We start from the raw sequence: 19681 nt of genomic DNA on the forward strand, positions 1-19681 counted from the left end.
AAACCTTTCGGCGCCGATATCCTGCACGCGACTGTTCGACCACGGCAGCAAGTCCGGGGGCCTGCTGTTCACGTTCTATCCATTGCGAGGAGCGCTCAGCATCATGTCCACGCAGGTCACTGTTCCGGGTTACGCCGCCGGCACTTGGCTGATCGACCCGGCCCGTTCCGTCGTCTCCTTCCAGACGAAGATGCTCGGCTTCCTCACCGCCCGGGGGACGTTCGACGATTTCGAGGGCAAGATCGTGCTCGCCGAGAGCCCGCTGGAATCGACCGTGAAAGCGGTCGTGCGGACCGCTTCGGTGAACACCAAGAACGCGCGCCGGGACACCGACCTGCGCAAAGAGGGCTACTTGAGCGTCGACACGCACCCGACGATGACGTTCGCCTCGACCGCGGTGCGCGCCGAGGGGGATTCCTTCGTCGTCGAGGGCGACCTGTCGGTGCTCGCGGTGACCAAGCACCTCACGCTGAACCTGGTCCCGCAGGGCTTCGACGGCACCGGCGGCCGGGACACCGTGCACTTCACGGCGACGACGGTGCTCAGCAACAAGGAGGTCGGCGTGACCAAGGGCGCGGCCTTCATCAGTGACCGCACCCAGGTCACCTTGGACATCGTCGCGACGAAGCAGAGCTGAGCGCCTTCCGCTCGCCCGGGCGCCCGGTCCTCCTCGGGGGGCCGGGCGCCCGTGTGCTCAGCGTTCCAGCGCCCGGTCCACCAGCGGGCCCGCGGCCCCGGTGTAGGCGGCCGGGTCCAGCAGCTCGGCCAGCTCCTCGCGGCTGAACAGCCCCTTGAGCCGCGGCAGTTCGGCCAGCACATCGGCGAGCGCCCGCCCGGACCCGGCGGCGAGCAGCGACGCCTCGCCCAGCAGCTCCTTCGCCGCGACCTTCCCCAACCGCGGTGCCAGCACCGCCGATATGCGCTCGGAGGCGATCTGCCCGCCGGTCGCGTCGAGGTTGGCGCGCATACGTTCCGGGTGCACGGTCAGCCCGCGCACCAGCTCCACCGCGGTGTGCGCGGCCCCGCCGGTCAGCCGCAGGGCCTCCCGCAGCGGCTGCCACTCGGTGTGCCACACGCCCGCCGAGCGCTCGTCCTCGGTGACCAGGCACTGCGTCACCACCATGGACAGCGCCGGGACTTGCAGGGCGGCCGACCGGATGAGGGTGGCCAGCACCGGGTTGCGCTTGTGCGGCATCGCCGAGGACGCCCCGCGCCCCGCCCCGCCGGGCTCGGCGGCCTCGCCGACCTCGGTCCTGGCCAGCACGAGCACGTCCGCGGCGATCTTGCCGAGCGCGCCCGCGGTGTGCGCGAGGACCGCGGCGAGGTCGGCGAGCGGGGTGCGCAGCGCGTGCCAGGGCAGCACGGGCACCGCGAGCCCGGTCTCGGCGGCGAACGCCTCGACCAGGTCCAGCACGGCGGCCGGCGGCGCGCCCTCGCCGGCGTACTGGTGGTAGCCGGCGAGCGTGCCCGCGGCGCCGCCGAGGGAGACCGGCAGCCCGTGCTCGGCGACCGCGTCGACGCGTTCGGCGGCCTCCAGCACCAACTGCCGCCAGCCCGCGGCCTTCAGGCCGAAGGTGGTGGGCACGGCGTGCAGCGCGAGGGTGCGGCCGGCCATGACGGTGTCCCGGTGGCCGGCGGCGAGTTCGGCCAGGGCGTCGGCGACGGCCCGCAGGTCCGCGCGGACGATCCGCAGCGCCCGGGCGGCCACCAGCATCTCGCCGGTGTCGAGGATGTCCTGGCTGGTGGAGCCGCGGTGCACGAACTCCGCGGCCTCCGGCGCCTGTTGCGCGACCACCGCGGTGAGCGCCTTGACCAGCCCCACCACCGGGTTCGCGGTCTCCCGGGCGGCGAGCGCGAGCGCCCGTACGTCCAGGTGCTCCGCGCGCGCGGCTGCGGTGATCGCCTCGGCGGCCGAGGCCGGCACCGTCCCGCAGCGGACCTGGGCCCGTACGAGAGCGGCCTCGGCGTCCAGCATGGCCTGGAGCCACGCGAGGTCGCCGACCGCCGCCTCGACCGGGGTGCCCACCCGCACCGGCGACAGCAGCCCGGTGTCGGCGTAGGCCGACGCCCCCGGGCCGGCCGTGTGCGTGCCGTCCGCGCTGTCCGCGCCGCTCGTGCCGCTCGTGCCCTCGGCGTACCCCATCGTCGTCATCCCTTCACTCCCGCGCTCCTGGCCCTGCCGGTGGGCCGCCCCTGCGGCAGCGGCGGTGCGGGCAGCGCCAGCACCGCCGCCGCGATGTCGTCGGAGTCCTCCAGCGTCACCGAGCCGACCCCCGGGCGGATGCCGGCCGCCGTCACCCAGTGCACGGACTCGGTGGGCACACCGTAGGCGAAGCGCCGCGGGTGCGGCGTGCCGTGGGCGTCCAGCAGGTGGTAGGGGCGGCGGGAGACGGCGAGGCCGCCGGTCTCGTAGTCCGCGCCGTCCGAGCCGGGCACCCGGTAGGGGCGGCACTGCCCGGTGCGCAGCAGGTGGCCCATCAGCGGGTCGGCGGTGCGGCGCAGGTCGATGTCCGGCAGCCGGGCCTCGATCAGCGTGGTCGCCGCCACCCGCACGTCCGGGATCTCGGTGGACGTCGCGACGAAGCACGGCTGCTCGCCGCCGGTGCCGATCCGCATGCCCGGGCCGGTCACGTCCAGCACGCCCGCGTCGATGAGCGCGGCCATCTCCTCGATGCGGGAGGCGGGCGGCCCGATCGACAGGTAGGCGTTGAGCGGGGTGTACCAGCCGTCCAGCTCGTCGCGGTGCGAGGCGGCGTCCAGGCCGCCGTGGTCGACCGCGAGCCGCACCTCGTTGCGCAGGTCGCGCAGGATGTCCAGGGCGGCCTTGAACGGCCCGTCCACGTTGCCCTCGTGGGCCTTGCGGACGTCCTCGTCGAGGTAGCCGCGCAGCCACTGCCGGAAGGCGGCCAGATCGTGCAGCGCGTGCGTGTCGTACGGGCGGGCCACCCGCTCCCAGTCCCAGCGCTCGGCCGGGTCGATACCGGCCTCGTCCAGCAGCTTCTGCTCGTCCGGCCCGGGCGCGGCGCGCAGGTAGCGGGCGGCGAAGTCCGCGGCGGCGGCGGGGGTTTCCCGGCGGGCCAGCAGCGTCTCGTAGTAGACGCACTGCACTTCCATCGCGATCAGCGCCCACAGCCCGGTCCCGAAGCGGATCGGCTCGCGCGCGGTCGAGGGCGTGCGCAGCGCCGCGACGTATTCGGCGGTCAGCAGCCGGGGCGCGTAACGGCCGTGCGGGCCCTTCTGGTTCTCGCCGCGCGCCTGGTAGGGCACCCCGCGCCGGGAGCCGGCGAAGAGGTGCGGCTCGCGGCCCGAGCGGTGGTAGACCAGCCGCCCGCCGGTGCGTTCGAAGACGCCGCCGCGGCCGTGCGTGAACAGCGCCATGTAGTCGAAGAAGTTGAGGCCGAGCCCGCGCAACAGCACGTTCTCGCCCGGCCGTACGCCGCTCAGGTCCACGTCGGCGGGGTTGGCCGGGGCGATGTACGTCAGCCCGTGCGCGGCGGCGTAACCGGCCAACTCCCGCTCCTGCGCGCTCGGCAGGACCGGTACGTGCCCCTGCGCGAGCAGCACCGCGCCCAGGCCGGTCAGCCGGGTGCCGTCGGCCAGCAGCACCGCCTGCGGCCCGTGCGGGCCCAGCCGCGTGTCGGCGTCGTCCAGCGCGACCGCCCGGGAGGCGTGCACCCGTACCCGTACGTGCAGCGGCGCGTCGGCGGCGACGTGCCGGAAGGCCCATGTCAGGTACTGGCCGTACAGCGCGCGGGTCGGGTAGGTGTCGGGGCCGAGCGCGCGGGCCTCGCACAGCGCCGGGTCGTCGGGGGCGCTGCTGCCGGACGCCTCGGCGATGTCGACCAGCGCCTTCGCCCACGCGTACAGGCTCGGGCCTGCCGCCAGCGGCCCGGCGATCCGCACGCTCGGGTCGGTGAACACCGTCACCTGGGAGGCGACGGTGTTCATCAGCAGGTGCCGGGACTGCGACAGGCGCCACACCCGGCCCGCGCCCGGCGGGTCGGGGTCGACGACGTGCACGGTCAGCCGGTTCCAGCGCGGGGCGACCCGCTCGCGCGCCACCAGCCGCTCCAGCAGCGACAGGCCGCGCGGCCCCGCGCCGACCAGGCACACCTCCAGGGCGCTCTTGCCGCTCACGCCGCCGCCCCCGTCCTCACGCGGCGGGGCGCGCGTGCCGGCGCAGCGCGGCCCGTACCGCCTCGGCGACCCTCTCGACCTGCGGCCCGGTCAGCTCGGCGTGCATGGGGATGGCGAGCTGGCGGGAGAACAGGTCGGCCGACACCGGGCAGGTCTGCTTGCTGTCGTAGACCGGCTGGACGTGGCAGGCCCAGGTGCCGTGCCCGCAGCCGATGCCCTGCCCGCGCAGCTCCGCGGCGACCGCCGAGCGGTCCACCCGCGGGTCCAGCGTGAGCAGGTAGGACTGCCAGGCGTGCGTGCGGTCCGCCGGCACGTACGGCACCGCGGCCAGCTCCTCGTCCGCGAACAGCTCGCCGTAGCGGGCGGCCACGGTGTTGCGGCGCGCCAGGAGCTCACCGACCCGGCCGAGCTGCACCTGGAGGATCGCGGCGGCGATGTCGGAGAGCTTGTAGTTGTAGCCGGCCTCGGTGAACACCGGGATCGGCAGCCCGACGACCTTCGCCTGGTCGAAGATCGGCTCGATGCCGAAGGACGACATCAGCCGGGCGCTCGCGGCCAGCGCCGGGTCGGCGGTCAGCAGCGCGCCGCCCTCGCCGCTGGTGGCGCCCTTGCGGCCGTGGAAGGACAGGCAGCCCACCGGCGCCAGCGCGCCGGCCTCCTTGCCCTGGTAGGTCGCGCCGACCGCGCAGGCGGCGTCCTCGACCAGGAACAGCCCGTGCCGGCCGGTGATCTGGAGCAGTTCGGTGTAGTCGGCGGGCATCCCGAGGGTGTCCACCGCGATCACGCCGACCGTGCGCGGCCCGATGAGGTCCAGCACGGCCTGCGGGTCGACGGTGCCGGTGTCGGCGCGCACGTCGGCGAAGACCGGGACGGCGCCGACGTACTTCACGGCGTGTGCGGGCGCGGGGAAGGTGTAGTCGGCGACGATGACCTCGTCGCCGGGCTGCACGCCGAGCGCGAGCAGCGCCAGGTGCAGCGCGGCACCGCAGTTGGTGACGGCGACCGCGCCGCCGACGCCGTACCGCCCGGCGAGCTGCTGCTCCAGCGCCTTGCCGCGCGGGCCCTGCCCGGCGGGCCAGCCGGAGGCGAACACCTCGGCGACAGCGGCCAGTTCCGCCTCGCCGAGGCTGGGGTACACCAGCGGGATGGGTTCCTGGGTGGTCATCTACGCCTCACCGTCGGCGGCTTGGGGGGAGGTGGCCCCGGCGGGCGGGGCCGGGGGAGTGAAGGTGAGCGGGGTGATCTGCCGGACGTCGTAGCGGTCGCGCAGCTTCTGCACGGCCCCGGAGTCGACGGTGGTGCCGGCGCCGAAGATCTCGCAGATCTCCTCGAAGTAGCGCTCGTGGTCCGGCGGCGGGGACGCCTGGAAGAGCATCCTGGCCGGGGTGTCGGTGGGGTTGGTGAAGGCGTGCGGGGTGTTGCTCGGCACGAACATGCAGCTGCCCGCGCCCGCCCGCAGCGGCCGGTCGCCCTCCGGTGACTTCCACTGCCGCCAGTCGTCGCCCTCGCGCTCGACCGGCTCGAAGGCGAACAGCTCCAGCTCGCCCTCCAGGACGTAGAAGAACTCCGTGGAGTGCTCATGCAGATGGGCCCCGACGTTGAAGCCCGGCGGCACGATCACCTCGAAGGTCGAGGCGAAACCGCCGTCCGCGCCGGTGACCTTGAAGGTGACGTCCTGCGCCTTGGTCAGCAGCCGCTTGCCCGCGCCCGGCGGCACGATGAGGCCCCTCATGCCACCGCCCTCTCGGCCGCGCGCTCGGCGGACCGTACGAAGTCCCGCTCGAAGGCGGTGCCTTCGTGGGTCCAGGTGCCGACCGCCATCTCCGCGGTGATGCCCGGGCCGAAGCCGGCGATCAGGCCGGTCGCGCCGGGCAGCGGCACGCCCTCCTCGATGAGCCGGCGCAGCGCGTCGAAGACGACGGCGCTGGCGATGTTGCCGTACTCGGTGAGGGTGGCCCAGCTGTGCCGGAACATCTTGCTGTCCACGCCGAGGAACTTGCTGAGGTCGGCCAGGATGCGCGGGCCGCCGGCGTGCACGATGTAGTAGTCGAGATCGGCCACGTCCCAGCCGTGCTCGGTGACCAGTTCGCGCAGGACCGGCGCCAGCGGCTCCATGGTGCCCGGCACCCGGCGGTCGAGCTGGAAGTGGAAGCCGCTCGCGCGCACCGCGTAGGAGATCCAGTCCTCGGTGTGCGGGATGAGGTAGGAGGCGTTGCGCTCCAGCCGGATGCCGCTGCCGCCGCTGCCGCGCACCACCGCGGCGGCGACCGCGTCGCCGAACAGGCCGTCCGACAGCAGCGATCCGACGTTGTCGTCGACCGGCTGGTAGCACAGCGAGCACAGCTCGCACGAGACGATCAGCACGTTGGAGTCGGGGTAGGCCCGGCAGAAGTCGTGGGCCCGGTTGATGGCCGCCGCCCCTGCCGCGCAGCCCAGTTGGGCGATCGGGATCTGCCGGGTGCTGGCGCGGAAGCCCAGTTCGTTGATCAGCCACGCGGTCAGCGACGGCATCAGGAAGCCGGTGCAGGAGACGTAGATGATCGCGTCGACGTCGGCCGCGGTGAGCCCGGCGTTGCCGAGCGCGTCCTGGATGACGGCCGGGGTGCGCTTCTTGGACTCCGCCTCGTAGATGCGGTTGCGCTCCTCCAGGCCCGGGTGGCCCAGGGTGTCCTCGATGGGCTGCACGATGTGTCGCTTGCGCACCCCGGTGTTCTGGATCAGCCGTAGCGCGAGCGGAAGTTGGGGCTTGCCGGCGTGGACGCGGGCGGCGAAGTCCAGCGTCTGCTCCATGGTGATGACATGCTCGGGCACGCTCACCGACGGCTTGCACAGCGTGGCCATCAGCCGGCCTTCCTCGCGGACAGCACGGCCTGGACGGGGATGGCGTCCGGCGGCAGCTCCGAGGGGTCCTTGGTGACCGCCTGGGTGACCTTGAAGCCCGCCTCCTCCAGCCAGCTGACGTACACCGACTGCTTCTGCGGGCCGCCCTGGCCCATGGTGCAGCCGATGAAGAAGCTCGGGAAGAAGTCGACGTTGTAGTTGTCGCGGTCCTTGATGTTCTCCGGGTAGACCGGCACCAGGATGTGCAGCTGCCCGCCGGGCCGGAGGGCCGCGTGCGCACCGCGCAGGATCGTCAGCACCTCGGCCTTGTCCCACATGTCGAGGAAGTGCTTGATGAGGACGACGTCGTAGCCCTGCGGGATGCCGTCGAAGACGTCGCCGCCGATGAAGGAGCAGTGCTCGGCGACGCCGTGGGCGCGGAAGTTCTCCAGCGCCTCCTCCTCCTTCTCCGGCAGGTCGAAGGTCGTCACGTGCAGGCCGGGCGACTTCTTCAGCTCGTAGGTGTGGATCGCGCCGAGCCCGGTGTTGCCGGCGACGTCCAGCACCTGCGCGCCGGCGGGCACGTCGATGGTGCCGAAGAACCACGGGTCGATACGGGCGGTGACGTTGTCCATCAGCGTCGCCCACGACTCGCGCAGGTCCTTGTGCTCGGCGACGGCGCCGTAGAGCGTGCCGTCGTAGCCGTAGAGGGTGGACAGGCCCGCGAGCTTGCCGGTGCGGGCGCTCTCGGTGAGGTAGAAGACCTGCCGCAGCGCCACCACCTTGATCATGTTCATGTAGGTCAGCGCACGCTTGAGGTCGGACTCGGGCACGTCGGCGAGCGCGTCCAGCGTGTAGCGGCCGGTGCTCTCGTCGAGCGCGACGAAGTCCTCCTTGACCAGCAGGTGCAGCAACTGCTCCACGGTGTCCGGCTTGGTGCCGGCGGCGGCGCCCAGGTCGGCGGCGGTCAGGCCGGGGGTGGCGCGCAGCTGGTCGATCAGGCCGAGTTCGAAGCAGGACAGCAGGTTCATGAAGCGCGCGGGGCCCACCATGTACTCGCGGAAGCGGGCGAGGGTGGCATCTGGCGTGGTCATTGCTCTGATCCCTTCGAGTGGGCGTGCGGCGGGAGTTGCGTCGATGCGGACTCCTGGAGGCGGCGCGACAGCTCGACCCGGCGGACCTTCATGGTTGCCGTGCGCGGCAGTTCGGCGGCCGGGATCTGCACCGGGTCGGCGAGGTGCGGGAAGCGGGCGGCGGCGGCCCGCCAGCGGTCCAGGTCGATCGGTCGGTCGTCCTCGGTGCAGATCACCGGAACGGGCTCGGAGTTGGGACCGATCACGACCACCAGCTCGGTCAGCTCGTCGAGTCGGGCGAGCATCACGTCCTCGATCTCCAGCGTGCTGCTGGTCTCGGGCACGATGTCCACCTCGCGGTCCAGCATGTGCAGGCAGCCGCGCCGGGTGCGGTAGCCCACGTCGCCGGTGCGCCACCAGCCCTCGTTCTTGTTGGCGTCGTAGCGCTCCTGCTCGCCGTGGTAGCTGTGCGCGATGCCGTCCCAACGGACCTCGATGAAGCCGGGGTTGTCCTTCGAGGGGTGCTTGCCGTCGCGGCTGACGACCCGCACCTTCGCGCAGCCCGGCATCGGGAAGCCGACGCAGCGGCCGTCCACCCGGTGCGCGGACCTGCTGAAGTAGGGGCGGCCGACGGCCGGTCCGACCTCGCTCTGCCCGTAGATCTGGAAGAACAGCGGCACACGGCGGCCGGAGGCGCGGATCAGCCGGGTGATGGTGCGCGGGTGGATCGCGTCGAAGGTGCTGGAGAAGTACTTCACGGACGCGAACGGCCGGCGCGGGTCGTCGGCGAGCGGCTCCCAGTCCATGAACGCGTTGGGCAGCGCCTCGATGAAGGTCGGCTTGTGGGCGGCGAACAGCTCGGCGACCTCGTCGGACTTGGGGTTGTTCATCAGCAGCGTCGGCAGCGACTTCATCAGCACCAGCGACATCGCCGCGTACATCCGCGAGTGCACGAAGGGCAGGTTGATCGCGATGGTGTCGCGCCGCCACATCAGCGACAGCAGCCACCACTGCGGGCGCAGCCGCACCCCCATGGTGCGCGGGGTGTGCACGACGAGCTTGGGCACCCCGGTGGTGCCCGAGGTGTGGGTGATCATCGCCGGCTCGTCCAGGCCCCGGTGCACCGGCTGCACGCGCGGTGAGCCGGCCAGCTCCGGCAGGCTCGTGGCGCCCTCCCACCGGCCGCCGGTGATCAGCACGCCCGCGGTCAGGTCGCGTACCGGCTCGTCGGCCAGCAGGTCCAGCTTGGGCAGGTCGGTCAGCAGGAACGGCTGGTCGAGCCGGCCGAGCAGGATCGCGACGGTCCGCGCGTCCAGCGCCGGGGACAGCATCACCGGCACCGCGCCGATCCGCGAGGAGGCCGAAGCGAGCATCCACACATCGAAGTTGGGCAGCTTGTAGATGGCGATGTGGTCGCCGGCCCCGACCCCGGCCGCGGCCAGCCGGCGCGCCAGGTCGTCGATGTGCGCGGCGAGTTGAGTGACCGTCAACTTCCTCCCGGCAGAGGGGAGTACGTCCAGATCGTGGTCGAGTACGAGTCGGGTCGTGGCGTGCCGCGCCGCCGCCATCTCCGGCATACTGCCGAGTTGGAGGCCCTGCCGGGCTATCCGCCGGTCGACCATGAAGCCCATCATCCGGACCAGCTCCTTATCCGCTTGCGGGGGAATGCGGGGCCGGACGGCGATGGATGCGCGCGGGGACCGGCGCTATCGTCGCTCCCGCCGCCGGGGAACGGACCGCACGGACCTCCCGGGTGACCCCCTGCCGCCCTCAGCCACAGCGGTGTCCCCTTCCGGCTGCCGCGTGCTTCAGCATCGGCCACGGGACTTGCGCGGGACTAACGAACCCCTTGGCGCCGGCTTGGCGGGTGCCGTCTTACCGGCGGTGCCCGGGAGTCTTACCGGCCGCGTCCGGCAGTCTTACGGGCGGCGTCCGGGAGTCTTACCGGCGGTGCCCGGGAGTCTTACCGGCGGGCGTCCGACGGCTGAACGGCACAGCGAAAAACCGCCCGTCAAACAGCCGATTAGGCCCGAATCCAGGATGGACCCGACCAATCCACAGGTCTTGACAATTACCGCCGTGCTGGCCATTCTCGTATCTGGTGTTTTTTCGGGGAGCCGCCTGCGGCGTGTGGGTGTGATTTACGGGGGTGCGGCCATGTTCGTGGTCGGCGATGATGACGGCGCGGACGGCGGTGCCGACGCCGCGCACGCCGCACGCCGGCACATTCCGCGACTGGCGGATGTTACGCAGTCGCCGCCGCCCGCACAGTCCTAGCGGTACCGCTGTTCCCATGCTTCCCCGCCGTCACGCGGCGTGCCCGTCGAGCGTGCGGCAGTTCCCGCCGATCTTCGTTCTTGCCGATCTTCGCCGACGTCATGGCGTTGTCCACCGCCATTGTCGGTAATGACGCCAAAGGACCAACGATATGACGAACGCGGAAGTCATCACGGCCCCTTATCGCACGCCGCCCGGATATATCCGGTGGACCGAGGCGTTACCACAGGAAACACAGAACACCCCGCACGGCGTGGTGGAATTCCGCGTTTTGGGTCCGGTCGAGGCGGTCGTCGGCGGGCGCATGGTGGACCTGGGAACTCCCAAGCAACGGGCGTTACTCGCGCTGCTGATAAGCAGGGTGGGACAGCCCGTCACCGCCGACGTCATGCTGGAGGAGCTGTGGGCGGGGCACCCGCCGCCGTCCGCGCGGACCTCGCTGCACGCGTACGTCGCCAACCTGCGGCGGGTGCTGGAGCCCGACCGGCCGCGCCGCACCCCGGCGACCGTGCTGTGCACCCACGGGCAGGGCTACCGGATCGACAGCAGGCGGGTACGGGTCGACGTCCACCGCTTCTGCGAGCGGGCCACCGCCGGCTGGCACGCGTGGGGCCGCGGCGACCGGCGGCAGGCGCTCGGCGAGTTCGAGGCGGGCCTGGCGCTGTGGCGCGGCCAGGCGTACGCGGAGGTCGGGCATGCCACGCATGTCATCCCCGAGGTGGAGCGGCTGGAGGAGCTGCGGCTCTCGCTCGTCGAAGGGCGGTGCGCGGCGCTGCTGGCCGCCGGGGCGCACGAGGTCGCGGTCGCCGAGCTGGAGGCGTTCATGCAGGCGCACCCCTTACGGGAGTACGGCTGCGAACTGCTCAGCCTCGCCCTCTACCGCGCCGGGCGGCAGGCCGACGCGCTCGCGGTGCTGCGCACCAACCAGAAGCGGCTCGCCGAGGAGCTGGGCATCGACCCCAGGCCCGCGCTCCAGCACCTGGAGAGCGAGATCCTCAACCAGGCGCCCGCGCTCGACTGGCAGCCGCCGGCGGTGTCCGCGCCCGCGGTGAGCCTCGTGCCGCCGCCGGGAGCGCTCCCGGAACTCGCCCCCGCGGTTCCGCCGCAGGCGGGGCCGCAGGTGGTGGGGCCGCAGGCGGTGCCCGACGGGGCGGCGGACGCGGCCGGGACCGCCGCGCCGGCCGGCGGGGCGGAGGCGTTCGTCGGGCGCGAGGCCGCGTTACGGCAACTGGACCAGGCGCTGGCCGCGGCGGCGGAGGGCCGCGGGCAGGTCGTGGCGGTGTCCGGCGAGCCCGGCAGCGGGAAGACCGGGCTGCTGCGGCGGTTCGGCCGCACCGCCGGGGTGCCCGTGCTGTGGGGCGCGTGCCCCGAGCACGTCAGGGCGCCGCGGCTGTGGCCGTGGCTCCAGGTGCTGCGCGCGGTCGCCGACCACTTCCCCCGGCACCCGGTGCCGGCGCCGGTGGTCGAGTTCCTGGAAGGCGACGGGGCGCTGCCCGCCGCGGAGGCCGCCGACCCGGAGTCCGTACCGTTGCGGCTGTGCGAGGCGATCGTCGGCTACCTCACCGGGGCCGCCGAACTCGGCCCGCTCGCCGTGGCGTTCGACCATGCGCAGCGCGCCGACCGGGACTCGCTGCGGCTGCTGGCGCACATCGCCGGATACGTGCACGCCAGCCGGCTGCTCGTGGTCGTCGCCCACCGCTCCGGTGAGCCGGCGATGGACGAGACGGCCGCGGCACTCGCCCGCGAGGGCATGACCACGATCGCGCTGGGCGGCCTGACCGTCGCCGAGACCAGGACCCTGGCCCGGGCGATGCTGCGCCGCGAGGTCGGCCAGCGCACCGCGCAGGAGCTGTGGGAACGCACCGAGGGCAACCCCTTCTTCCTGCGCGAGCTGATCAAGCTCCTCACCAGCGAGCAGCGCTTGGCCGAGCCCGGCACCGCCCCCGTACCCGCCCCCGTCCGCGAGGTCCTGCTCCGCCGGGTGGCCCAACTCCCGTACCCCGCGGCCGAGATGCTGTCGGTCGCCTCCATCGCCGGACGCCACTTCGACATCGACGTCGTCGCCGAGGCCGCGTCCGTGGAGATCGAGGCCGCCCTCGAAGCGCTGGACGCGGCGGTCGAGGCGGGGCTGGTCGCCGAGGACCAGCAGCGCCTGGGCTGGTTCCGCTTCACCCACGGCCTGACGGCCGAGGTCCTCTACGAGAAGACCGGCCGCCTGCGCCGCGCCTACCTCCACGAACGCCTCGGCCGCGCCGCGGCCCGCTCCTGGACCGGCAACATAGCCCGCGCCATGGGCGTCACCCGCCCCCGCTCCCTCTACGGCTGACACCCCCGCACGGCGGGCGAACCCATGTGCCTCACACGGCGGTGCCGGTTCCCGGAACACCACCGGTGCCCCGGGAACCGACCACATCTGCGCCCGACGGTTTCAGCTCAGCCGAATCGGGACCGGCGGCTGATTGTCGAGAGCAGCTACACCCTCCGGCGTGAGGGAACTCGGGTAGAGCTCGACATCGCTGATGGCGGCGTTCGCGTATTCGCCGTAGGCGCCCTGGTAGAGGCGGCGGCCGATTTGGAGATTGCCGCCGGCGTTCCAGTCGGAACCGGTGTAGGCGCCGGTTGCGGCCAGGTGCCCGTTTACGTAGAGGGAAAGGGTTTTGCCGGCGCCGTCGTAGACGCCGGTGAGGTGTGTCCAGGTTGTCGTCTGAGCGCTGTTGGACCCGGTGCTCGGGCCGTAGACGGCGGAGAAGCTGCCGGTCGTGCCGTCATCGTTTGCGCGGTTGAACGCCCATGCGTGTGCCGTGGCGGAGTAATAGAGCTGGAATCCGTTGGCCTGCCCGGCCGTGTCCGACTGCGAGACGAAAGTCGAATTGGCCGTGAGGTTCCGGAGTTTCACCCAGGCGGAGACGGTCATACTCGCTGTCTCTCCAGTGAGGGCTGCGGGCGCACCGGTGTCGGCGTATCCGGTGGTTCCGTCGAGGCCGAGCACGGTGCCGCGGGCGGTGTCGGTGACGAAGGCGGCCGGTGCGTGCAGGGAGAGCGCCGCGCTGCCGTTGAACTCGTCCGCAGTATCGGTGAGGTTCCACCGGTCGGCCGGCCTGTCGAGGTTGCCCAGCACGGTGGATCCGGTGAACTGGGCAATGCCGTTCACCGCGGCCTTGCCCGGATACTCGCGGTACTGGCCGGTCGGCGACACCGCGTAGAGGTCGGGGTTCGCGTCAGGGCTGCCGTCAGGACTGTTGACGTCTCCGGGGGAGGCCACCGTCGGCAGGGTGCCCCGGTCGAGAGCGAGAGGGAGAACAGCGGTCGCGACGGGAAGTGTTCCTGCCGATGCGCCGGCCCAGTTCTGCGAGGTGTCGTCCTGGCAAGTCCAGATGATCAACTGGGTCCCGGCACTGGTACTCCCCGCCGGATCGGCCAGGCACAGTCCGGATGCGAGGTTGGCCAACGAGCCGGGGGCACTGCCCGGCTGCCACTTCTGGGCGCCGCTGCCGTTGCAGGCTTCGAGCGTGACCGAGGCGGCGTTGGCGGTGCCCCCCTCGGTCAGGCAGCCGCCCATGGCGTGAACGGTGCCGTCGTTGCCGAGCGACCACTGCTGGGACGTTCCGCCGTTGCAGACCCCGATCTGGACCGCGGTCCCGGCTGCAGCGGACGCACCTCGTACTTCTGCGCAGAGCTGGGGGCCGCCCGTCTGCACGAGTGAGGTGAGCGGGCGGGGCTCGGGCGCCGCGAGCACGCTGGTGGGCAGGCCGTCCGCGTCGAAGCTCAAGGAGTAGGTGTGGATCGCACCGGTGCTGTCGCGGGCCCAGAGCGTCGGCTGCCCACCGACCGTGCCGGCGGATCGCCTCACGGTACACCGGAAACGCCGCAGGATCTTGTCACTGCGCACGCCCCTCCGGAGACGAAGGCCGCACCGGATCCGGCCCCGGCCGCGCCCAAGGATGAAGCCCAGCCGAGCCACCCCACTTCTGGTACTCCCAAGGAACCCGATCCTGAAGTCGGAAAGAAATGCAGCTTCGATCCGGCGACTCCCGTTCTCCTCAAGAACGGCAAGAGCAAGCCCATCGCCGAGGTGCAAGTAGGCGATCAGGTCGAATCAGCCGATCCCGAGACAGGTAAGAACGCCGGACCGCACACCGTCACAGCCACCTGGGTCAACTACGACACCGACCTGCTCGATGTCACCGTCCAGTACTCAGACGGCGCACCCGCCACCCTTCACACCACGGCCAACCACCCGTTCTGGGACGACACCACCCACACGTGGACCCCTGCCGGCAACCTTCGCCCCGGCGAATCCCTCAACACTTCCGCCGACCACCACGCGACCGTCCTGGCCGTCCGCGTCACCCCTGGCGCCGCCGATCGCTACAACCTCACCGTCGACCAGGTCCACACGTACTATGTCGTGGCGGGCGACGTCCCGGTCTTGGTCCACAACACGAGCGATCGTTGCCGGATACCTGCAGGGCAGCCAGGAGCAGGGCAATACGCACCGGCTCCGAATCGCCTGCAGGCCGGGCAGCCGGATAGCGATGGAATGTTGCGCGGCACGAATGCGACCGGGCAAACTACTAGCCGCGGGGGCTTCCGTGTTGCAACAGAGGATAGCGCCTGGGACAATGCGGAGCTTGGACCAAACGGTGGACGCTTGTGCCCGACGCAAGGACCAAACTGTGCCGGGGAGGTAATGGTCGCGCCGCGAACGCCAGACGCAACACGGGACTGGGATGTCAGTCATAATCCCTCATGGACCAATCGGCAGTTCGATCCCGGCGTTTCTCGCGAGGAAGTGCTCGACAATTACCAGGAGGGCACGGGTCTTGAATGCATACCCTGCAACCGTGGGGGCGGCAACGACGATTCTAGGTTTGGTTAGCACGTGAACCTCATTGAGCACATGGAGAGTCGGCTCGGGCGGCTGGTCGAAGGCTGGTCAGTCGACCCAGATTCCAACCCCATGCCATTCCAGCTCGGACGTTTCCAGGACGGCATGCTTCCGGGCGTCGTGACCTATGCCACGATCGGCCTCAGTAAGCACGGGCTGGCATCCCGCACCTCGGGCCGTGGAATTCACCAGGAGTTGCTGCTGTCGGTCCGCACCGGAAGCGCCTCCGGATTTTTCCCTGCTCTTCTTCACCAGCTCGCGATGGGCTTGCTTGAACGCGGTGAGCCCATTCTTCGGGGAGATGTCATCGGCCCCCGGGGCGCGATAATTCCCGGAAGCTCGCTGGAGGCGTTCTATGCGGCCATTCCGGTCTACTACGACCCTGGATTCGCGGCCGTTGACCTGGAGTCTGGAAACCGGGCGGTGATGGTCTGGATGATTCCGATCGGAAAGGCTGAGGCCGCCTTTGTGGCAGAGGCTGGATGGGCGGCGTTCGAGTCGAGGATTGCCGAGCAAGACCCTGACCTGCTGGATTTGAAGCGGAGCGAGATTCGCCTCGACAAGTAATTGCTCACCACATAGACCTGGCCTCACCGGGCCTGTCGTTGATGGCAACGTCAGCGGACGGGTGCTGCACAACGCGGTGGGTGGTCGCCGTCGTCGGGCTCGGGGGCGGTCCCGGTGCGGTTGCGAAGGCCGTGGAACCGGACCGCCGGGTCCGCCTGCCGCTCTTCGCATGGCCGTCGTTGCCGGTGCGCGCGGAGCGAGGTGTCGGCGGACTTGGTGGCGTACTCGGCCACACAGGCGGCTTCGGTGCCGACAGCGGTGACCTCGCGCACGTCGAACTGCTCACCCCGTGCGGATCTTGGGGGCCGGGCTGCGGGGGTGGGCCGCGTGTCGGCGCGGCCCGCGGCCTGGAAGGCTTACCCCGCAGGCGGGGCGGGGGTTAGCCCAAGCGGGGTTGGAGCCAGGTGAGTTGGCGGGAGGTGTGGAGGGATTCGCCGCCCTCGTGGTGGTTGAAGGGGTAGACGCACACCGTGCGGTCGGCGGTGGGGGAGCCGCCGGGGGCGAGGGCGGCGTAGTGGTTGTACGCGGCGAAGACCGTGCTCGGGGGGCACACCGTGTCGCGCAGGCCGACGCCCAGGTGGAGGGGGGCGGTCGCGCGGCGGGCGAAGGTCACGCCGTCGACGTAGGAGAGCGTCGTGCGGACGGCCTCCTCGTCCGCGCGGTGGACCGCGAGGTAGCGGACGATCTCGCCGTACGGGTCCGCGTCCGTGATGTCGATCGCCCGCTGCACATGGCAGAGGAACGGCGCGGAGATCATCAGCGCCGCGAGGTCGGGCACCAGCCCGGCGACCGCGAGCGCGAGCCCGCCGCCCTGGCTGTTGCCGAGCGCGGCGACCCGCGCCGGGTCCACGCCGGGCAGCTCCCGTACCGCCGCGACCGCCCGTACCGCGTCGGTGATCAGCCGGCGGTAGTAGTAGTCGTACGGGGACAGGATGCCGCGCGCCGCGGGTCCTGGGCCGCCGAGGGCGGTGGCCCCGGGGTCGGGGGTGTCGCCCCCGCTGCCGTACTGGTCGCCCTGGCCGCGGCTGTCCATGAGCAGGTGCGCGTAGCCCGCCGCGGCGAACGTCAGCCGCTCGTGCGGGAGTCCACGGCCGCGCCCGTACCCGAGGTACTCCACGACCGCTGGCAGCGGCGCCGCCACCCCGCGCGGCCGGGTGAACCAGCCGCGTACCGGGTCGCCGCCGAAGCCGGCGAACGTGACGTCCCAGGTGTCGAGCAGGCTCAGGCCCGTCTCGACGGGCCGTACGTCGCGCAGGACGGGCCCGGCGCCCGCCTGCTTCAGCGTCGCGTCCCAGAACGCGTCGAAGTCGCCGGGCTCGCGCACCGCGGGTGCGTATCGCTCCAGCTCGCCGATCGGCAGGTCGAACAGGGCCACGGGTCCTCCATGCGGGTGGGTTCTGCGGTTGCGGGCCAGGGCCTCACGGCCCGGTCCTGGGGGGTACGGCCTGCGGCGGTGCGGCCCCGGGCGGTCCGGCTCCCGGCGGTGCGGCCCCAGGTGGCGCGGCTCCCGGCGCTGTACCCCCCGGCGGTGCGGCTCCCGGCGGAGATGTGCTCCCCGGCGCCGCCGCCCGCGGCGGGGCGGTGCTCTCCCGGACGACCAGCTCCGTGCCGAGGTCGATCCGCCGGGTCGGCACCTCCACCCCTGCCGCGAGGTCCAGCAGCATGCGGGTCGCGGTGCCGGCCATGTCGTGCAGCGGCTGGTGGACGGTGGTGAGCGCGGGCTCCATCCACGCGGCGACCGGCAGGTTGTCGTAGCCGACGACGGACAGGTCGCCGGGCAGCCGCAGGCCCAGCTGCCGGGCGGCCCGCAGCACCCCCATGGCCTGCGCGTCGGACCCGGCGAAGACCGCGGTCGGCGGCTCGGGCAGTTGCAGCAGCTCCATGCCGTGCTCGTATCCGGCGTCGAGGTAGAAGTTGCCGTGCCGCACCAGGCCGGGGTCCATCGCGAGCCCCGCCTCGTCGTGCGCGGAGCTGAATCCGGCCACCCGGGCGCGGCTGCACAGCAGGTCCTCGGGCCCGGCGATCACCGCGATCCGGCGGTGCCCGAGCTCCAGCAGGTGCCGCGCGGCGATGAGCCCGCCGTTCCAGTTGTTGGAGCCGACGGTGGGCGTGGAGGCGGGCGTCGCGCTGTCGGTGTCGACGGCGACGAACGGCACCCGCTGGCGCAGCAGTTTCTCCTGCTGGGCGTCGGTGAGCCCGCACTGCACGAGCAGTACGCCGAGCGGCCGGCGGCCGACGATCAGGTCGAGCCAGGTGTCCTGCGGCCGGTGCCGGCCGCCGAGTTGGGTGAGCACCAGTTCGACTCCGGCGGCGGCGACCGCCGCTTCGACCCCGCGGATGATCTCCATCGCCCACGCCGAGTCGAACTCATGGAAGACCAGGTGCACTTGGCTGGTCGGCTCGATCGAGCGCCGGGCCCTGCGGCGGTAGCGGTGCCGTTCGAGGCTGGCCTCGACCCGCGCCCGGGTCTCGTGGGCGACGTCGGCCCGCCCGTTGAGGACCTTGGAGACCGTCGCGACCGAGACCCCCACCTCACGGGCGATGGTGGCGATCGTCGCGGCCCGCGGCCCGCCTTCTGGATCGGTACTGGTCACGGAGGTGCCCTACGCTGCGAGGATCGAAACTTTCGACATATCCACTGAAACAAGCTGCACCCACAGGGTGGGCAGAGGGCGAATATACGGCACGAGATGGGGTCAGGCCAGGCTCAAAACCTGTTGTCACGCCTATTGACACCCGTTCTGCCACGTCCTTAGGCTGCCCGACACATTAAGCAAGAATTTCGAAAGTTTCGACTCCGCCCGCTCTTTTCCTGCCGCCTCCTGGAGGTCGGTCCGGTTCCGGGACCAGCCGCACCAGCGCCAGCAACGTGGGCGTGCGTCGCCCATCCACCGCACGGAGGCCCGACGATGAGCACGATCAGGACGGTGGATCCACCGCCCGGCGCGTCCGGCGCGGGCGGGCGGAAGTCCGCCCGGACCCGCCCGAGGAAACCCCGGGGCGCCACGGGCACGAAACGGACCTGGCGCCAGGCGCTGCGCCGCGACTGGCAGCTGTACTCCCTCGCGGTGCTGCCGCTGGTGTTCTTCGCGGTCTTCCGCTACCTGCCGATGATCGGCAACATCATCGCCTTCCGCCGCTACCACCCCGGCGGCAGCATGTTCGGCGACGAATGGGTCGGCTGGCGCTACTTCAAGCTCTTCTGGCACGACCCGTCGTTCTGGCACGTCTTCACCAACACCCTGGTGATGGGCGTGCTGACGCTGATCGTCTGCTTCCCGATGCCGATCGTGCTCGCGCTGCTGCTCAACGAGGTCCGCAGCCGCAAGTTCAAGCGGCTCGTGCAGTCCGTCTCGTACCTGCCGCACTTCCTGTCGACCGTCATCGTCGCCGGCGTCGTCATGCAGTTCCTCGCCGCCGACGGCCCGGTCAACCAGGCGCTGCACCACCTGGGCCACAAGGACATCCTGTTCATCCAGCAGCCCGGCTGGTTCCGCTCGATCTACGTCTCCTCGGAGCTGTGGCAGACGGTCGGCTGGGGCACCATCCTGTACCTCGCCGCGCTGACCACGATCGACGACAACCTCTACGAGGCCGCCCGGATCGACGGCGCCAACCGCTGGCGGCAGACCTGGCACGTCACGCTGCCCGGCATCCGCCCCACCATGGTCACCCTGCTGATCCTCAACATCGGCACGTTCATGGCCGTCGGCTTCGAGAAGATCCTGCTGCTGTACAACCCGCTGACGTACCCGACGGCGGACGTCGTCTCCACGTACCTGTACCGGATGGGCGTGGTCTCCAACAACTTCAGCTACGCCGCAGCGATCGGGCTGTTCGAGTCGCTCATCGGGCTGGTGCTGATCGTGTCGGCCAACCGGATTTCCCGTCGCACAGTGGGGACGAGCCTGTGGTGACC

Annotated in this window: 16 protein-coding genes; 6 read left to right on the forward strand and 10 right to left on the reverse strand. The window is 71.6% G+C overall.

Going from position 1 to position 19681, the window contains the following annotated elements; translation table 11 throughout:
• Positions 1-103: 103 nt before the first annotated feature.
• Positions 104-637, forward strand: a complete 534-nt coding sequence (locus HCN08_RS07930; RefSeq protein ID WP_167982195.1) for a YceI family protein — start codon at positions 104-106, stop codon at positions 635-637.
• Between the two features lie 57 nt (positions 638-694).
• Here the strand turns inward: HCN08_RS07930 and pcaB are convergent, their stop codons facing one another.
• Genes pcaB through HCN08_RS07965 form a run of 7 tightly spaced genes read right to left on the reverse strand, consistent with a single transcriptional unit; the run spans position 695 to position 9664 of the window.
• Positions 695-2152 (reverse strand): nitrosuccinate lyase, encoded by a 1458-nt coding sequence (gene pcaB, locus HCN08_RS07935; RefSeq protein WP_240969879.1) that lies wholly within the window; start codon positions 2150-2152, stop codon positions 695-697.
• Complete coding sequence (locus HCN08_RS07940; protein WP_167982196.1) at positions 2149-4137, reverse strand: FAD/NAD(P)-binding protein; 1989 nt, start codon at positions 4135-4137, stop codon at positions 2149-2151. Before HCN08_RS07940 ends, pcaB begins: the two co-directional genes overlap by 4 nt.
• A gap of 16 nt (positions 4138-4153) precedes the next feature.
• On the reverse strand, positions 4154-5302 hold the full coding sequence (locus HCN08_RS07945; protein ID WP_167982197.1) for a DegT/DnrJ/EryC1/StrS family aminotransferase: 1149 nt from the start codon (positions 5300-5302) through the stop codon (positions 4154-4156).
• Positions 5303-5869 (reverse strand): cupin domain-containing protein, encoded by a 567-nt coding sequence (locus HCN08_RS07950; RefSeq protein WP_167982198.1) that lies wholly within the window; start codon positions 5867-5869, stop codon positions 5303-5305.
• On the reverse strand, positions 5866-6978 hold the full coding sequence (locus HCN08_RS07955) for a type III polyketide synthase (protein ID WP_167982199.1): 1113 nt from the start codon (positions 6976-6978) through the stop codon (positions 5866-5868). The genes HCN08_RS07950 and HCN08_RS07955 overlap by 4 nt, the downstream gene beginning before the upstream one ends.
• On the reverse strand, positions 6978-8051 hold the full coding sequence (locus HCN08_RS07960; protein WP_240969880.1) for a methyltransferase: 1074 nt from the start codon (positions 8049-8051) through the stop codon (positions 6978-6980). The genes HCN08_RS07955 and HCN08_RS07960 overlap by 1 nt, the downstream gene beginning before the upstream one ends.
• Positions 8048-9664 carry a class I adenylate-forming enzyme family protein gene (locus HCN08_RS07965; protein ID WP_167982200.1) on the reverse strand — a complete coding sequence of 539 codons (1617 nt, stop codon included), beginning with the start codon at positions 9662-9664 and terminating at the stop codon, positions 8048-8050. Before HCN08_RS07965 ends, HCN08_RS07960 begins: the two co-directional genes overlap by 4 nt.
• Before the next feature lie 445 nt (positions 9665-10109).
• On the opposite strand from HCN08_RS07965, the gene HCN08_RS07970 reads away from it, so the two are divergent.
• Together HCN08_RS07970 and HCN08_RS07975 are read left to right on the forward strand one after the other, a co-directional pair.
• Positions 10110-10307 carry a hypothetical protein gene (locus HCN08_RS07970; RefSeq protein ID WP_167982201.1) on the forward strand — a complete coding sequence of 66 codons (198 nt, stop codon included), beginning with the start codon at positions 10110-10112 and terminating at the stop codon, positions 10305-10307.
• Between the two features lie 151 nt (positions 10308-10458).
• Positions 10459-12633, forward strand: coding sequence for a BTAD domain-containing putative transcriptional regulator (locus HCN08_RS07975; protein WP_167982202.1), 2175 nt, complete (start codon positions 10459-10461; stop codon positions 12631-12633).
• A 102-nt stretch (positions 12634-12735) separates the two neighbouring features.
• Here HCN08_RS07975 and HCN08_RS07980 read toward each other — a convergent pair whose 3' ends face one another.
• Positions 12736-14076 (reverse strand): LamG-like jellyroll fold domain-containing protein, encoded by a 1341-nt coding sequence (locus tag HCN08_RS07980; RefSeq protein ID WP_167982203.1) that lies wholly within the window; start codon positions 14074-14076, stop codon positions 12736-12738.
• A gap of 9 nt (positions 14077-14085) precedes the next feature.
• On the opposite strand from HCN08_RS07980, the gene HCN08_RS07985 reads away from it, so the two are divergent.
• Positions 14086-15186 carry a polymorphic toxin-type HINT domain-containing protein gene (locus HCN08_RS07985; protein WP_167982204.1) on the forward strand — a complete coding sequence of 367 codons (1101 nt, stop codon included), beginning with the start codon at positions 14086-14088 and terminating at the stop codon, positions 15184-15186.
• Positions 15187-15189: 3 nt separating this feature from the next.
• A complete protein-coding gene (locus HCN08_RS07990) occupies positions 15190-15762 on the forward strand; it encodes a suppressor of fused domain protein (protein ID WP_167982205.1) in 573 nt (190 codons plus the stop codon).
• 379 nt (positions 15763-16141) lie between these two features.
• On the opposite strand, the gene HCN08_RS07995 is transcribed toward HCN08_RS07990, so the two are convergent.
• Positions 16142-17137 (reverse strand): acetylxylan esterase, encoded by a 996-nt coding sequence (locus HCN08_RS07995; protein ID WP_167982206.1) that lies wholly within the window; start codon positions 17135-17137, stop codon positions 16142-16144.
• Positions 17138-17180: 43 nt separating this feature from the next.
• Positions 17181-18356, reverse strand: coding sequence for a LacI family DNA-binding transcriptional regulator (locus HCN08_RS08000; RefSeq protein ID WP_167982207.1), 1176 nt, complete (start codon positions 18354-18356; stop codon positions 17181-17183).
• 315 nt (positions 18357-18671) lie between these two features.
• Between HCN08_RS08000 and HCN08_RS08005 the strand changes: the two genes are divergently transcribed.
• Positions 18672-19679, forward strand: a complete 1008-nt coding sequence (locus tag HCN08_RS08005) for an ABC transporter permease (RefSeq protein ID WP_167982208.1) — start codon at positions 18672-18674, stop codon at positions 19677-19679.
• Positions 19680-19681: the final 2 nt, after the last annotated feature.

Source organism: Actinacidiphila epipremni (assembly GCF_012034175.1).
In the GTDB taxonomy this organism is placed as follows: Bacteria; Actinomycetota; Actinomycetes; order Streptomycetales; family Streptomycetaceae; genus Actinacidiphila; species Actinacidiphila epipremni.

Bases quoted from the DNA above. Each gene is read 5' to 3' on its own strand.
- HCN08_RS08005 (WP_167982208.1), top strand. From the start codon at position 18,672: ATGAGCACGATCAGGACGGTGGATCCACCGCCCGGCGCGTCCGGCGCG.
- HCN08_RS07930 (WP_167982195.1), top strand. From the start codon at position 104: ATGTCCACGCAGGTCACTGTTCCGGGTTACGCCGCCGGCACTTGGCTG.
- HCN08_RS07955 (WP_167982199.1), bottom strand. From the start codon at position 6,978: ATGGCCACGCTGTGCAAGCCGTCGGTGAGCGTGCCCGAGCATGTCATC.
- pcaB (WP_240969879.1), bottom strand. From the start codon at position 2,152: ATGACGACGATGGGGTACGCCGAGGGCACGAGCGGCACGAGCGGCGCG.
- HCN08_RS07965 (WP_167982200.1), bottom strand. From the start codon at position 9,664: ATGATGGGCTTCATGGTCGACCGGCGGATAGCCCGGCAGGGCCTCCAA.
- HCN08_RS07975 (WP_167982202.1), top strand. From the start codon at position 10,459: ATGACGAACGCGGAAGTCATCACGGCCCCTTATCGCACGCCGCCCGGA.
- HCN08_RS07945 (WP_167982197.1), bottom strand. From the start codon at position 5,302: ATGACCACCCAGGAACCCATCCCGCTGGTGTACCCCAGCCTCGGCGAG.
- HCN08_RS07960 (WP_240969880.1), bottom strand. From the start codon at position 8,051: ATGACCACGCCAGATGCCACCCTCGCCCGCTTCCGCGAGTACATGGTG.
- HCN08_RS07950 (WP_167982198.1), bottom strand. From the start codon at position 5,869: ATGAGGGGCCTCATCGTGCCGCCGGGCGCGGGCAAGCGGCTGCTGACC.